Consider the following 16,332-nt stretch of genomic DNA (forward strand, 5'->3'; position numbering starts at 1 on the left):
GCCTCCTAACCGATACTGCTCAAAAATTCTGCTATCGGGCCCAGCGCCAGCGAGGGGAAGAAGCTCAAAGCGCCGACCAGCAGGACGATAAAAATAAGTAAGAACACGAACATGGGGTTTTGGGTGGACAGCGTTCCCGCGGAAACGGCCACCAGCTTCTTGCGCGCTAAGCTCCCGGCGATAGCCAGGGTGCCGACGATGGGCAAAAAGCGCACGAAGAGCATGACAAGGCCCAGAGACAGATTGAGGAAGACGGTATTCCCGTTAAAACCCGCAAAGGCCGAGCCGTTGTTGCCGCCGGCGGAAGAAAAAGCGTAGAGGATTTCCGAAAAGCCGTGGGCGCCCGCATTGTTGAGGCTCGCTTCAATGCCGGGGAAGACCGCCGCGATGCCGCTGCCCACGAGAATCGCGATGGGCGTGGCCAGGCAGACCAGCGTCGCCCACTTCATCTCATAGGGCTCAATCTTCTTGCCCAAGAATTCCGGCGTCCGCCCCACCATCAGTCCCGCGATGAACACCGTCAGGATGGCGAAGGCCAGCATGCCGTAAAGCCCGCAGCCCGTGCCGCCGAAGATCACTTCTCCCAACTGCATCAGGAGCATGGGCACCATGCCACCCAAGGGGGTGAAGCTGTCGTGCATGGAATTGACAGAACCGTTGGAGGCCGCCGTGGTATAGACCGCCCAGGTGGAGGAGGCGGCGATGCCAAACCGGGTCTCCTTGCCCTCCATGTTTCCACCGGCCTGATCGACGGCGGAGACGTCGACTGCCCCGTCCTGTATGAGCTGGGGCGTTGCGATCTGCTCCCGGACCGCCACGCAACCCAGCGCTACGACGAGGCACAGGAACATCGCCATAAAGAGGGCCACGCCCTGCCGCTTATTTTTCACACACCTACCGAAAGTAAAGCACAGGGCGGCGGGGATGAGAAGCAGCGAGATCATTTCGATGAGATTGGTGAAGGCGTTGGGGTTTTCAAGCGGGTGGGCGGAGTTGACGCCCATATATCCGCCGCCGTTAGTCCCGCTTTGTTTGATGGCGACCTGGCTGGCCGCCGGTCCCATGGGGACAAACTGCTCGGTGACGATGTCGGCGTCCTCCACCGCTTTGCCGAACACGGTGACGGTGTTCGTCTCCACGTCGATGACAGCGTTTTCGATAATTTCACCCTCCGCGTTGACGGCCACCGGTTCAAGCAGCGGCACGGTCTGCCCGCCCTTCAGGTTTTGGATGACGCCGCCCCCCGCCAGGGCCAAAGCGATCACTAAGTTAAGCGGTATCAAGATGTGGATGACAATGCGGGTTATGTCCACCCAAAAACTGCCTAGGCCGTCGGTCTTCACTTTCACAAATCCTCGGATGAGGGCAAACAGGACGGCGATGCCGGTGGCGGCGGATACGAAGTTCTGCACCGTCAGCCCCAGCGCCTGGGTCAGATAGCTCAGGGTGCTTTCCCCCGAATAGGCTTGCCAGTTGGTGTTGGTGATAAAGCTGATGGCGGTATTGAGAGACAAATCCCATTTGACGCCGGGCAGCCCCTGGGGATTCCCGGGCAGGACGCCCTGCAATAATTGAAGCAAAAACAGAAAAACGAGCCCGATGCCGGAAAAAATCAACACGCTCACCGCATACTTTTTCCAGTTCATCTGTTCGCCGCTGTCAATATGCATCACCTTGTAAACGGCGTTTTCACAAGGCGTCAGGATTCTGGACAGGAAGGTCTTTTCCCCCGCCATCACCTTTTTGATGTAGCCCCCCAGCGGGATGGCCAAAAGGATGAGAATGCCCAGATAAAGGATGTACTGGATGACCGCGTTCATTTTTGCGCATCCCCCTTCATGAGAATGTAGACATAATAAACAAGCAGCGCCGCTGCTACTGAGCCGATAAAGCCAAGCAGAATATTCATGTGTCTTCCTCCTACGACTACCGATTTTAGCATCCGGGCTATAAAAATGGTGTAAGTGGGACGCTGGGCAAATAAAGATGGCATAAAGGTATTCACAGCCATCCGAATAACCACCCCAAAGGGAACATCACAGCCGCGGTCAAAGAGAAAACGGCCAACAAAATGAGAAGCGGCATCCCCAAAATCATAGACAGATAAAAGAGGTCCGGGTGATTCTGTTCAAACACCGCCAGCCTTTTGGATATCTTCCGCTGGGTGTCGCGCACTGAAAAAGCCATGTTCATCATCTCGCTCTCTCCTCCCTGCTTTTATCCTAGCACCGACCCGGTTAAAGCGGTGAAAGGATGGGGGCGGAAAAATTAAGATATCATAAGCGCCTCCAGGATAGCGCCGTGCTCCCGTCCACGGTGCTTTCCCTTTGGCGATAGGCTATCGAATCGTAACCTAACGGAAGGGAGGGATGGGCCCGTGTGGGCCCATCCCTCCGTTATTGCGTACAACCTTTCATTTTTTCCACCAATTCCTTTCCCGCTCTTCTGGCTTATTTCCACAAACTTTTGCATTTGCTAGGACAAAGATTGTGTTTGTAAGTTATTTTTTCTATAATGAAAAGGACTTTCAAAATTTGTTCATTTTTCCCATTTAAAAAAGGAGGTGAATAGAAAACGGATGACACCCGCTTTTGCGGGGGCTAACAACAAAAACGTAAAGAGAAGAAGGAGTAAGCCATGCGTTTGCATTCCAAAACATCCAGAGGACTTTTATCCCGCCGTATCCTGCCGGCGCTGCTGGCGATTATAATGGCGGTATCCCTGCTCCCCATGGGCGCTCTCTCCGCCGTGGCCGCTGGTTCTGCCGACCTAGAAGGCGTTGCCGGCAACAATGTCACCGGTAACGCCCAGGACGGCTACGTGGTGGCCAGAGTGGAAAACGCCAACAACTTCGTAGGCTCCTCCACCAAGGTGGAAGCCTTTACTTATGAAGCACAGATGCTCTTTTCTCCGGGCGGCTCCAACATTGGCACGCTGATGTTCGGAGCTGCGGGAGAAGGCGCCGGCATCACCCAGCCCTTCTTTGGCTTGGAGCTTTCCGCCCGCCAAAATGGGGAAAAATACGACCTCTACCTCACCATGTTCTGCGAGACGGCCCCCCAGACCCCGGTCTATATGTTCATGAATGTTCTGGCCGGCACCGGCGTCAGTCTCACCGATCTTCATTCCTTAAAAGTTTCCGTCAGCCCCAAAAAGGAATTTTCCGTCTGGGTCAACGGCAATCCGGTAGCCGTCAAATTCCAGGCGAACTTCGCCGATTATTACAAAGGCGGCACACTGGGCTTTATGACCTATAACACCCAGACCACCTTTCAAAATGTCAAGTACACCGACGAGGGCGCTTTTGCCGCCGCAGACGGCACCCTGCCGTTGGCGGGCGTGACGGGAAATAACGTCACCGGCAACGCCCAGGACGGCTATGTATTGGAGAGAATCGCAAACAGCAATAACTTTGCCGGTTCCTCCACCAGCGTCAAAGCCTTTACTTATGAGGCGAAGATGCTCATCGCCCCGGGCGGCTCCAACAAGAGTACGTTGACCTTCGGCGCGCCCAACGCGGGCGGCGATATGAACCACCCCTTCTTCGGCGTGGAGCTCTATGCCGGACAAAATGGGGACAAGTATGACCTCTATCTCACCATGTTCTGTGAGAAGGCGCCCGCCAACGCCGAGTGGATGTTTACAAACGTCTTGGCAGCCTCCGGCGTCAGCTTGGACTCCCCCCACACCGTAAAAATCTCGGTGGACGCTGTCAAAGCCTTCTCCGTCTCGGTGGACGGAAAAAAAGTGGACGTCAAAGTGCCCGCCTCCTTCGCCGAATATTACACTGGCGGACACCTCGGCTTTATGACCTATGACACCCAGTCCACCTTCTCCGACGTCCGGTACAGCGACGAAGGGGATTTCGGCACTGGATTCACCTCCAACCTGCCCGGCTGGCGGGGTGTGAGCGGCGCCTGGACCGAGGTGCCCGGCGGCTACCAGGGCTCCGGCTCCGGCAATGTGTTCGCTATGTCCACCAAGGCGGTGAACAGCTCCGACCCCTTCACCTATGAGGCAAAGATGACCCTGGGCCTGGACCAGCAGGCCGGCGGTATCGCCTTTGGCGTCAAGGACCCCGGCAATCCCGCGGGGAAATGGATATGCATCAACGTCGACCGGGGCGGGGTCTCCCGTATCTTCTCCGAGACCAACGCCAAGGCCGACTGGATTCATGACGTGGCCCTGACCCAGGAGCAGAAGAACAAGACCACCTATCAGCTCAAGGTGGAGCGGGCAGTCAAAGACGGCCCCCTCAGCTTTTATCTGGACGGTCAGCTCATCTATACCAAAGACATGCCGGAATTCGCCGGCGGCTACTTCGGGCTGATCACCTGCAACGCCACCGCCACCTTTGATCAGGTCAACTACACCATCGACGGCGCCACCACCGGCTTTACCAGCAATCTGACCGGATGGACTCCGCTCAACGGCACCTGGAGCGAAGTGGCGGACGGCTATCAAGGCGTTCACGCGGGCAAGGACACCTTTGCCTATGCCAAAGATACCGCCATCACCAAAGAGGACACTTTCATTTATGAGGCGGATGTGGAGATCAAAGCCGGCCAGGATGCCGCCGGTATCCTCTTCGGCGTCATGAATCCGGACCATCCCACCAACGATCGGGGCGAGCCCGACCACCTGTTCTGCCTGATGGCGGTCAGAGGGGGCGGCAGCGTCTTCGCCTTCGCTCACAAGGACGGCAAGGATGAATTTGTCAACACCAAGGCCATGACCGACGCGGACAAGGCCGCCACCATCTACCACATGCGGGTGGAGTATCTGGGTTCCCAGACCGCCAATTTTTATATCAACGGCACCCTGTACCACTCCTTTACCCTTCCCTCCTTTGAGGGCGGCCAGTTTGGCCTGATTGTGGCCAACAACACCACCGCCACCTTCGACAACGTCAACTATTATTCCGCCGTAGAGCCCAAAGTCATCGGCATCACAGTGGAGGGCGCTCAGATGAACGAGCAGTTCGACCCCTCCCTGACCACCTACATGGGCAGCGTCCCCTATGGGACTGCTTCCGTCAAGATCACCGCCGAGTGCCCGGAGGGCCTGGTGCTGACCATCGGCGGCAAGAGCGCCAAGAGCGGGGAGGCGCTGGATGTAGCGCTGGGCGAAGACATGAATGTCATCAAAATCGTCGCCCGGGACGTCGATTCCGGACTTTCCGCCATCTACACCCTCAACATTCAGCAGATGTTTGACGAGGATACCATTTATAATCAGGACTACCGTCCCACCTTCCACTTTACTCCCTTCCGCCATCAGATGAACGACCCCAACGGCCTAGTCTACAACTCCGTCACCGGGGAATATCACATGTTCTTCCAGTGTAACCGCTCCTTTGACAGCGGCGTGGGCGGCACCACCTCCTGGGGCCACGCCGTCTCCAAGGACATGGTCAACTGGAAGGAGCTGCCCCTGGCCATCACCCCCGACGAGCTGGGCGTCATCTTCTCCGGCTCCGGCGTCATCGACTGGAACAACACCTCCGGCCTCTTTGAGGAGGACCCCACAAGCCCGGATTACACGGCGCCGGGGGCGAGAATGGTGTTTTTCTACACCAACACCAACGGTTTTGTCCAGAGTATGGCCTACTCCAAAGACAACGGCCGCACCCTCATCAAATACGCGAACAACCCCGTCGTCGCAAACCCGGGCGGCGTCTACGGCCCCGAGATGCGCGATCCCTGCGTCTTCTGGTATGAAGACGCTTCCATGGAAAACGGCGGCGTCTGGGTCATGGTCACCGTCGATTACCGCAGCCCCCATGTCCACCTGTTCACCTCTCACAACCTCAAGGATTGGAAGCACAGCGGACAGGTCATGGACATCCATGGCGCTGCCTTTGGCTCCGAGTGCCCCGACCTCTACCCCCTCGCCCTGGACGGCGATCAGAATAATGTCAAGTGGGTCTTCCGGGGCGGCGGCGTCTTCTACATCGTCGGCCACATGGAGAAGACCGGCGAAGACACCGTCATGTTTGTCCCGGAGACTGAAAACATCCGTCCCCTCAACGGCATCGCCGACCAATTCCCCGGCATCCCGGAGCCGGAGCTCTACGCCACCCAGACCTATTCCGACGAGCCTTCCGGCCGCCGCATCGGCGTGAGCTGGATTCGTGAACGAGGCGGCAATGTACCGGGCAGAATCTGGAATTCCGCCCAGTCCCTGCCCACCGAAAATACGCTGCGCACCGTAAACGGCAAGCCCCAGCTCTTCAATTACCCCGCCGCAGAAGTCGACGCCATGCGGGATGAGAAGATTTTGTCCCTCAAGGACGTCCAGGTGGATGAGAGCAGTGAAAATGTGCTCAAGGACTTCCAGTCCTTTAACTGCGACATGGACGCCACCATCACCCTGGGCACCGCCACCGAAGTGGGCTTTAAACTCCGGGTAGGCGGCGGCCGTCAGCTCAAGATCACCTACAATAAAAACGACGGCAAGCTCTATGTGGACAAAACCACCTCGGACGGCGACGGCGCCGCCGGCGTCTATACGCCGGATATGACCGTCATGGACGGCAACAAGATTAAGCTGCGGATGCTCTTAGACCAGATTTGCTACGACGTCTACGGCAACGACGGCGAAGTCGGCATCCAGGGATTTTTCTATAACGATCTTTCCAATGCGGGCATGGAGTTCTTTAGTAACGGCACAGCCACCCTGGATCTGGACGTTTATTCCATGAAGGCCATGGACCGCACCGTACCCGATCCTGTGGTTCCGACGGTTCTCACCGACCTGACCCTGTCCTCGGCCCTCCTCACCCCCAACTTCTCCGCCGATGTGACCGAGTACACCGCCACTGTGGCAAACTCCGTGGGCTCCATCAAAGTCCTGCCCACCTATACCGGCGACGCGGCCGTCACCGTGAACGGCACGGAAGTGGCTTCCGGCGCTTACTCCGTCGATATTGCCCTGAGCGTTGGCGAGAATACCATCACCGTTGTCGCGGGCGAGAAAACCTACACCATCAAGGTCACCCGCGAGGAGCCAGCTCCGGTTCCCACTGTGCTTACAGGTTTGGCTCTCTCCACCGGCACCTTAGCGCCCAACTTTAGCACTGAAGTCACAGAGTACACCGCCACTGTGGCAAACTCTGTGGATTCCATCAAGGTCCTGCCCACCTACACCGGCGATGCGGCCGTCACCGTGAACGGCACGGAAGTGGCTTCCGGTGAATACTCCGCCGGTATCTCCCTGAGCGTCGGCGAGAACGCCATCACCGTCGTCGCAGGAGAGAAGACCTACACCATCAAGGTCACCAGAGAGGACAAGAAACCTCCTGTTACCGAGACTCCCTTCCTGGATGGCCTGGAACTCTCTCAGGGCGTACTGAAACCCAGCTTCGACAAGGATGTCAACGCCTACACCGCCTCTGTCGGCAATGCCACCGACTCCATCCAGGTCAAACCCTTCTACTCCGGCGAGATGGCAGTCACTGTGAACGGCAAGGCTGTGGAAAGCGGCGTCTTCTCCGAGGCCATCGCTCTCGATGTGGGAGAGAACACCATCGAAGTGAAGCTCGTCATGGGAGAGAAAGACAACATCTATACGATTGTCGTCACCCGTGCAAAACCCGCGGACACGACGAAACCTACCACCACGAAGCCATCTATCCCGGGCGGACACAGCTCCGACTGGAAGTGGCCGGAAGGGACGGCAAAGCCTGGCACTGGGAAAGAGAACCCGCAGTCGGGCGACGCGTCGGCGCTGCCGATAGCGCTGCTGCTCATGGCGGGCGCTGCTGGAACAGCGGTCTTCCTCTCCAGAAAGCGGAAGAAATAGCCATCAGTTATACCATGGCAAGTAATCTTAACAGGTCAGATTGCCACAATATTCTGTGCAAAGGCCGCCGCACTGTCACTTACATGACGGTGCGGCGGCCTTCTATTGCGGAAACATGGGGCTGCACTAACTAAAGTGATGCAATTCTCCTCCAAAATCGAGGAAACTACCATAAATCCTCTGAGGAACGACCAATTTCGACCCAATAAAAAAATATAATGAAATTATAGTTCCCTAGTTTCCCGAGAGGAGTTGATCGAATGCCCTCTTTTACCTTATACCAAAAATACACCCGAGAAAAAGTGCACCATACCTTTTGTCCAAGCGAAAAATTTACACCGCAATCCGGCACCTGGGGCCTCCACGGCATTGTTCATATCAAGGGTACCGATGACTTTGTTTTCTTTGTCACTCTGGGCAGTAAACAAGCGGGACATCAATTTATCGAAACCATCACCCCCGATGGTATCCTATCCTGGCAATCACAACCCCACCAAAGTCTGTCCAGCTCCGTCATTCGCACTCTGATCCAACACGATGCAGCCCGCAATCATATCTATCTCTTCTTCCGGCAAAATACTAGACAAAATTCCTATCTCTACTTGGGACAGCTCGCCTATGTGAACCACGATCCTGAAAAGGAATGCCCCGTCAATTTTCAGTGGCAAATTCTCCATTGGGATCCGCCGGAAAAGGTGCGGCGACTGTGTATGTTGCCATCGGCTGTATCCGAGCAGACACAAAGGCAAGGCAATTACTACTCCTGGGAGATACCCAATGATCGGGTGGCAATTAAACTAACAGATTTGTCTGTTTTTCGGTATCGCGGTTCAGGAATTCCCAAAAAAGCTCGGTGGTTTTGGGGCGTAGATCATTGGGAAGGAAAGGAGGAAAAAGAACTCCTCTTTCTTTGGGAAGATGCTTCCTATAAAGCTACCGTTCGCCTTCAAAACGGAAGGACACGGCTTTTTTGGCATGGCGATTTGGCACAAAAGCTCCAAGCCTATTGCCCCGAGGGTGATTCTTTCACCCCTGCGCAGTTTCCATTCCTCAGATTTTCAAAGTGCGGCCAGGATGCTTATGAATTGACACTCCTCGGCTTTGAGCACTTGGAAACAGATATTGCTCTGGAAGGAGAGACTTTCAGTGATGCCACCTCCGCTCCTAGTCTGGAGGGAGCTGGGAAAAAATCCTATGCGACGCGGTACGAACGCGACCCTAAAAACCGTAAAGCATGTATCAAAATTCATGGAACCAAATGCGCGGTGTGTGGCTTCGATTTTGAAAAAACATATGGACCATGGGGCCGTGATTATATTGAGGTACATCATCTTATTCCCCTCTCACAAATGCAAGGCGAGAGCCTTGTCAACCCCGCCACAGAGATGAAACCCCTTTGTTCCAATTGCCACCGTATGGTCCATCGGAAAAAAGATCAAATTCTTTCCATCGAGGAGCTCCAAGCAATGCTTCGTAAAAATCGTGAGCCCTTTTAAATCTATCGTTCTCCCCGCAATTCATGCGCCCTTTTCTCTTGTAGCGCACAGGTCACCCTCCTGTAATGTAAAATTTCACATTACAGGAGATCTTCACCCGTCCTTCAAAAGCAGAAGGGATAAAAAGAAGAGCCGGGCAGGAAATGTTCCTGCCTAGCTCTTCTTTTGTATTGTTTTCCAATCTGTCAGACAACATGATCGATTCGTTGATGGGAGTTTAGTATCCACCAGGCCAATTCGCCCGGTCAAATTACGGCCCTCGGGTGCTTGAAATAGAGGTGCATATTTTTTATTGCTATTTCGTTACTGACACTTCTATGCCATTTACCTTTATCTGCATTAGTACTCCTCTTGTTCTACGATAATCTTAAACACACGCTCGACCTCGTCTTTGCTCTTGAGAATTTTAAGCAACTCACGCTTGATACGGCGTTCCTTAACAGGATTGTTTCGGAATCTGTCCATTTTAGATCGCATCACTGCCGCATGAAGTGCTTCGGCCAAGTCTACATCACAGCCAGTGTTGTCATATAACGCCCTCATTGCCGCACTATGTCGAACCTTTTCAGGATACCTTTCGTTTTCCTCTGGCTTGGTAACATTACGAGCCAGTTGTATATATTTCTCCAGCAATTGTGCGTATATTATAACACCCTGCTTTCGTTCCAGAATAAGCCGTTCCAAAACAGCGGACATCTTTTCGTAGTATTTGGGGTTCAGAACCATTTTCTCGACAACTTTTTTACGAATATTGTTCTCAATTGCCTCGGCTGCACTTTCCTGCTCGCCTGGTTTAGAACCATCACCTTCAATTTTTTCCCGCTGATCCAGAATGAAATCCAGAAGAGTAAAGTCATCAAAATTTTTAATTACTTTGGCGTCTTCGGCAACGATATAGTTGTCAATCAGGTAGCGCATACCGGGCTCATATGCTTTGAGATCAATAAAATCTCCGCTTGAACGCCCAATGGTAGCCTTTAACGCAACATGAAATTTTACGCTTTTATCATACTGCTCTTGCTGGCTTTCTGTATAACCCAGTTCGCCCAACAAGGGCTTCACTTCAGCATACGCACGGATGAGGGAATTCACCAAACGGTACAGGCGTTCACGGATTCGCGCATATGCTTCGTCATTGTCCACGTCAACTCCATTTTCACCACAGAAATAGTGCAGATAGTCAATTTCTTCCTTGGGATAAGGCACGCCCTCACACAGTTCCTCCAGTTCATTCAAAAGTTTCTCAAACCGTTTCTGTGCCTCTGATTTCCTGTCCTTTAACAGACCTTCAACATCTTCATCTGCATACCCTCGAAAAGCGCCGGAAGTATATTTTTTCATGGCGGCGGACAGGTCTCCAAAAAGCTGCCTATAGTCAACAATGTAACCGAAGTCTTTATCCTCGCCATCCAAACGGTTGACACGGCAAATAGCCTGGAACAGGCCATGATCATGCATAGTTTTGTCTATGTAAAGATATGTACAGGGAGGTGCATCAAAGCCGGTTAGCAGCTTATTCACCACGATGAGCAATTTCATATTGTACGGCTCATCAATGAACTTCTTTTTTGCAGCCGCTTCAAATTCTTCTACTTTTTTTGCAATACCATTTTTATCAGTAGTGTTCGGGTCAATACCGATCATCTGCAAATATATACGATACTTTTCAAAAGCATCGGTTTCCTCATCATCGCTGACGGTTTCCGTACGCAAATCGCCTGTGTTAGGCTCATAGGAAGAAATGATGGCACATTTCTTGAAATTCTTCTGCTGGAACAGTTCGTAATATTTGCAGGCAGTCAAAATATCATTTGCCACCAGGATGGCATTGCCGCTGCCGTCAGCCAAACGAGCCTTGGTTTCAAAATCGAATATGATATCACAGACGATTTTCTCCAAGCGGGATCGGGAACTATACACTGTCTGCATATTGCCCCAAACCTGTTTCAACCGGGCTTTCGCCCTCGGCATCAGGCCACGAGTTTTTGCTTCAAACCATGCATCGATTTTTGCCTGGGACATAATCTCCTGGGGAATATCCCGGTACTCATAACGCAGATCAAGGACGATACCATCTGCCACACCTTCATCAAATTTGTAGGTATGGATATACCGACCGAACACCTCAATGCTGGCCGTCTTGTCAGCCTTGAGCAGGGGGGTCCCGGTGAAGCCAACAAAAATGGCGTTGGGCATAATGGTTTTCATAGCCAGATGCAATTTGCCGGATTGGGTACGATGGCACTCATCCACAAAGACATAGATATCATCTTTGCCAATGAAGTTGCTGGGGAGCGATGCTTTCAGTTCCTCAATATACCTATCATAGTCTTTTTCCGTAGCTTCGCCGCCACGCTTGCCAAACTTATGGATCAGGGAGCAGAGCAGTCTATCCTCATGGGAGTTCAGCCGCGCCAACAGATCTGCACCGCTTTTGGTACGGATGATTGTTTCGTTAACACCCTTATAGTTTTTCTCGATTTGCTCATCCAGTTCGTCACGGTCGGTAACAACCAAAACACGCGCAGTGGGGATGTTGGCAAGCAGCCACTTGGAGAGCCAGATCATCGTCAGAGATTTGCCGCTGCCCTGGGTATGCCAGATAATACCGCCCTTACCTGTGGCAAGGCGTTTCTGCGCCCTCATCATGCCATAATATTGATTATAACGGCAGACTTTCTTTTGACCCTTATCAAAAATCACAAAGTTATGAATCAGGTTTAAGAACCGAAACTTGTAGAACATGGCATACAAAGCGCAATCAAGCTTATTAGAGATGGTTTCGCAGACTTCCTCAATTTTAACATCCATCTCATTTCGCTCGTCGGGATATTCCGTGAAACCGTCTTTTTTCCATTCCAGATAATACTTCTCCGGCGTTTTGATGGTACCATACCGCAGGCCCTCACTGTCGTTGCCGGCCATACAAAATTGTATGGTGGTGAAAAATGGCTGAATGAACATCTCCCGTTGATTGGTCAAATTCTGTCGAATGCCATTAGAAACGGATACCGTACTTTTCTTCAGTTCGATCACCGCCACAGCGATACCGTTCAGATAAACCACCAGATCCGGTCGCTTTTCGTTTTTGGCTACCACAGTGACCTCTTCGGCAATATCAAAAAGGTTTTCTTCGGGATTCTCCCAGTCAATGAAATATACGGTGATTTCGTTTTCATCTGCATTTTCCTTGATTTTTGCGCCGTACTTCAGAAGCTGATAGACCGCTCGATTGGCTGAATACAGCCCCTCCTGCAGATTAGCGGCAGCTTTGACTAGCTCCTCCACGGCACGGATGGCAATCGCAGCAGAATAGCCGTGGGCGGTGAGCCAGCCAACCAGCTTTTCTTCGTCAATATTGCGATTTGCCTGTTCTTTCAGATTACCGATGTAGTTGTAGAGCAGTTTCGTACGAAAGAACTCAATGACATGCTTCTGTGTTACAGCTTCAGGCTTTCCCACATAATCCATTACGATTTCTCCTTGTCTATCAGTCTGATACGGCCAGTAAACAATTCGCTCATCATGCCAGATTTGAACCCTTTGTATTTTGCCAATTTCTTCTCTAATGCTTCAATTTCATTATCCATATCAGATAGAACTGTTGCAATCGAAACTTGTTCTTTTTTGTCAAGTGGTAAGTAAAGCGTAAATTCTTCAAATTGTTTCTTGCTAATGATTGGAAAGGCTGTTTGCCCTGCAAGTAACCTCATATTTTTTTCGTTATGGGATATAAGATAATAAACAAATTCATTATAATAACCATCATTACAAATTATTGCATTAATTTGCTGATTAGTTGCACATTCCATTAAAGCTATACTATTAAGTCCAATAGACGCTATGCACGTTACAAGCACTGTGCCTTTGGGCAATATACGACATCGCGATTTTCCTTCATCGCTGATTTTTTCTGCTGTATTTTTTATATACTTGCCATTAAAATCTTGTGCGCTTATCCAGCAGAAATCTCCGTTCCAATATTGCCCCACCTGCCTCGATGGAGTTGAGCCAGTCACAATTTTGCCGATTTCACGAACCGTGACAACTTTCCACTCGCCGCTAAACCCAGGCAGGCGTCTTTTTTTTGTCAGCAGCTCCTGCATCGCTCCTTGTTTGATGGCTTTTTTCTTTGCTATCAGCTTTTCAAGACTCACAATAAGGGAGTCAATGTCAGAGAGGGCAGTGGAGATATTTTGCTGCTCTTCCTTGGGCGGAATAGCAATGACCGTTTCCAAAATGGCACCTTTGGAAATAGCTGATACTTTTGTACCAGTAATAAACGGCAACAATTGGTCATGATAGACAGCATGATTGATGTAGTATCCCAACCACTTCCGCTCAAACATATTGGAAGCATTAGGACGGCATGGAATTGTATGCAAACCTGATACGATTTTGTCATCTTTGATTCCGGTCACTTCAACTGCTTTGCCTACAATCGAATCCTCTGCTGTATCGGCAAATATAATATCGCCATTCTGCAAGAAGCCTTTGCTTATTTTTGCCACATTTGCAGAGTTGACATAGGGGATACTTTCCAATGCGCAATCTAAAACTGAAGGATATTTTATAAGAATATCTCCATAGTGAATATTGCGAACTTCTCCGCCATTATTAGTCAATTCAGCACGGGAAAGTGTGTTGTTTGGGAGTATGGTAAAACAGTTTTCAAATGTTTTAGTTTCCCATTCTTCGGGAATGGCTCCGATTTCTGTATTCTTGTATCCTGCCTTTACCATACAAATCCCATCCTTTCCAGATGAGATTTCACTCTGGCTTCATAATCATCCACCAGAGTAGACAACGCTGGAAGGGTATCCTCATATCGTTCTGCCAGTTCGATGATGCGATCAGTGATGTTATGGGAAATTGCCAAATATAATGCATCAATGCCGTTATAAATGGAATCGTACCACTTTTTGTTGACAAGCAGTTCTTTGATTTCTTCCACAGTCAAAGCGGTATACTTTTGCTTAACCTTTTCCTCCAAGGCGGCTTTCAAAACTTTTACCATTTTTTTCTTCTCATCATTTTTTGCAATTAAATCAAACAGCGTCATCAACTGCTCATAGTCCTCGGAATACATTTCCGGCACGTGAAGCGTTTCACGCAGTGTGGCAATGCAGGCCTTAATGCTGGTAGCGTTCACATTACCTTTTTCATTTCGGGCAGATACGCACAGCGGGTGTTTTGTCAAGTATGTCTCCATATCTTTCTTTTTCATAGGAAGCAATGCCAGCAATGCAGTCAGTTCGCTGATTTCCTCGGATTGGATTTTACTGCGGATCTCCTCAATTGCGGCCTTCAAAGCCTTAGTCGAAACCTTGCCCTTTTCATCCATCAGTTCGGCAACGGCTGAGCCATCCTCAGCACTTACTAGCAATTCGTCAATCTGCGCCTGGCTATCCGCTATGATCACCTCTGCTGCATCAATAGCTTTCGCCTCTTCGGAGAAATAGGTGTCAATCATAATCGTTTTAGGAATCAACTTGCCGTCCCAGCTTTTCACTTTATCGGTGACTTCAATAACAGTCTCATCGCCTTCTTTGTGGGTTTTTACAACATATTCATAACTCAAATCCCGCCCGGCTTCATAGCCATCATGAATCACTACATACACATCATCAGACAAGACATCCAGCCAGTACTCCAAAAGCACCTGATAAACATCATATTTATCAATTAACTCGACACACTCGAACTGGGTCAGTATACATTCGGCAAGACGAGCAATCAGTTTTTTCGTCTGAATATAAGCATTCATATGCCGCAGTTCGCCATCAACCTCTTCACGCCACCCCGCAAATGCAGTATCCAGTTTGTCGGCATATGCCGAGAACTCTTCGTCATTGTGGATAGTGCTGCGAATGTCATCCTTGGGGACATTCAACTGATAGAAGCCATCCCGCAGAACGGAGAACAATTTCCCTTTTAGTTGGGCAAAAATATTCCAATACCGCTCCATGCTATCTACATCGTGGGCAGGAATACCACCCTTCAAATGGGCTTCAATGCTCTGCAAATCCTCTCCGACGCCGGAGTCGATATAGCGGGAAATATTCAGATTATAGTCATTCTTCCCGGTGATTTCGCTCATGGGAACAAATCGAGCATAGTGGGGATCATCTTTGATCTGCTCGTTGAATGTGGTCACAATTTTATATATATCACGTTCGCGCAGGCGGTTCTTATTTCCGTCCTTCACGAAGTCCCGACTGGCATCAATCATGAAAATGCCCGTACGTTCATCTGCATCTTCCTTGTCGATGATAATAATACACGCATGAATGCTTGTTCCGTAGAACAGGTTTGCTGGCAGACCAATGATACCCTTAATAAAGCCGGTCTTAATAAGTGCCTTTCTGATTTCACCCTCCCCATTTCCGCGGAACAAGACACCATGTGGTAGAATGACGGCTGCTTTACCAGTAGGCTTCAGCGATTTCAGGATGTGCATTAGCCATGCATAGTCACCATTCTTTTCAGGCGGTCTCTCGCCGTAACCATCAAAACGACCGTACCCTTTAACGCCGTCCGTCCAGTTTTTAATAGAAAACGGAGGATTTGCCACAATATAGTCAAAGCGGCGCAGTATGGTTTCATCAGACCCCTCCTCAAAAAACTGAGGGTCGGAGAATGTGTTGCCGGACACAATTGTGGCGGTTGCCCAATCGTGCAGTACTGTATTCATTTTGGCAAGGCCGGCGGTTGTAGTGTCCTTCTCCTGTCCATAGCCGGACAGCGCAATAGGGGCCTCATTCAAGGCTCTGATGAGCAGCGAACCAGAACCACAGGCAGGGTCTATGTTCCTACTGATTTTGATACAATAGAAAAAGCCTTCTCCGGGGTAAAAACCGCCGAAAAAGGCATAAAACAAGGGCTTTCGAGGTCAATCACTGACTCCGAAAGCCCTTTTTCGCTTTATTCAGTTGTGGATTTCTGCCGTTCCAAAGTCCGGCGGCACCGTGGGGTGTAAGCCTTGCGGTGTATGGATTTGGGAATAATTAAAAGGTATAGCAAAATTAAAAGG

At 50.8% G+C, this 16,332-nt stretch carries 7 protein-coding genes; 2 read left to right on the forward strand and 5 right to left on the reverse strand.

Translation table 11 applies throughout. The features are described from left to right. Positions 1–5 precede the first annotated feature (5 nt). A complete protein-coding gene (kdpA, locus tag H8709_RS03690) occupies positions 6–1,820 on the reverse strand; it encodes a potassium-transporting ATPase subunit KdpA (protein WP_262397032.1) in 1,815 nt (604 codons plus the stop codon). A 181-nt stretch (positions 1,821–2,001) separates the two neighbouring features. Beyond that, the gene (locus tag H8709_RS03695) at positions 2,002–2,196 is read right to left on the reverse strand and encodes a hypothetical protein (protein WP_262397033.1); all 195 of its coding nucleotides are present in this window, start codon (positions 2,194–2,196) and stop codon (positions 2,002–2,004) included. Positions 2,197–2,643: 447 nt separating this feature from the next. Between H8709_RS03695 and H8709_RS03700 the strand changes: the two genes are divergently transcribed. Further along, entirely contained in the window at positions 2,644–7,803 is a 5,160-nt protein-coding gene (locus H8709_RS03700) for a cadherin-like beta sandwich domain-containing protein (RefSeq protein ID WP_262397034.1), read from the forward strand. A 260-nt stretch (positions 7,804–8,063) separates the two neighbouring features. Further along, a complete protein-coding gene (locus tag H8709_RS03705; RefSeq protein WP_262397035.1) occupies positions 8,064–9,299 on the forward strand; it encodes a DUF3427 domain-containing protein in 1,236 nt (411 codons plus the stop codon). A 339-nt stretch (positions 9,300–9,638) separates the two neighbouring features. Here H8709_RS03705 and H8709_RS03710 read toward each other — a convergent pair whose 3' ends face one another. Genes H8709_RS03710 through H8709_RS03720 form a run of 3 tightly spaced genes read right to left on the reverse strand, consistent with a single transcriptional unit; the run spans position 9,639 to position 16,179 of the window. After that, positions 9,639–12,770 carry a type I restriction endonuclease subunit R gene (locus H8709_RS03710; RefSeq protein WP_262397036.1) on the reverse strand — a complete coding sequence of 1,044 codons (3,132 nt, stop codon included), beginning with the start codon at positions 12,768–12,770 and terminating at the stop codon, positions 9,639–9,641. Then, positions 12,770–14,041 (reverse strand): restriction endonuclease subunit S, encoded by a 1,272-nt coding sequence (locus H8709_RS03715; protein ID WP_262397037.1) that lies wholly within the window; start codon positions 14,039–14,041, stop codon positions 12,770–12,772. Before H8709_RS03715 ends, H8709_RS03710 begins: the two co-directional genes overlap by 1 nt. Further along, positions 14,035–16,179 (reverse strand): N-6 DNA methylase, encoded by a 2,145-nt coding sequence (locus H8709_RS03720; RefSeq protein WP_262397038.1) that lies wholly within the window; start codon positions 16,177–16,179, stop codon positions 14,035–14,037. Before H8709_RS03720 ends, H8709_RS03715 begins: the two co-directional genes overlap by 7 nt. Positions 16,180–16,332: the final 153 nt, after the last annotated feature.

It is taken from the genome of Zongyangia hominis (assembly GCF_014385095.1).
In the GTDB taxonomy this organism is placed as follows: domain Bacteria; phylum Bacillota; class Clostridia; order Oscillospirales; family Ruminococcaceae; genus Zongyangia; species Zongyangia hominis.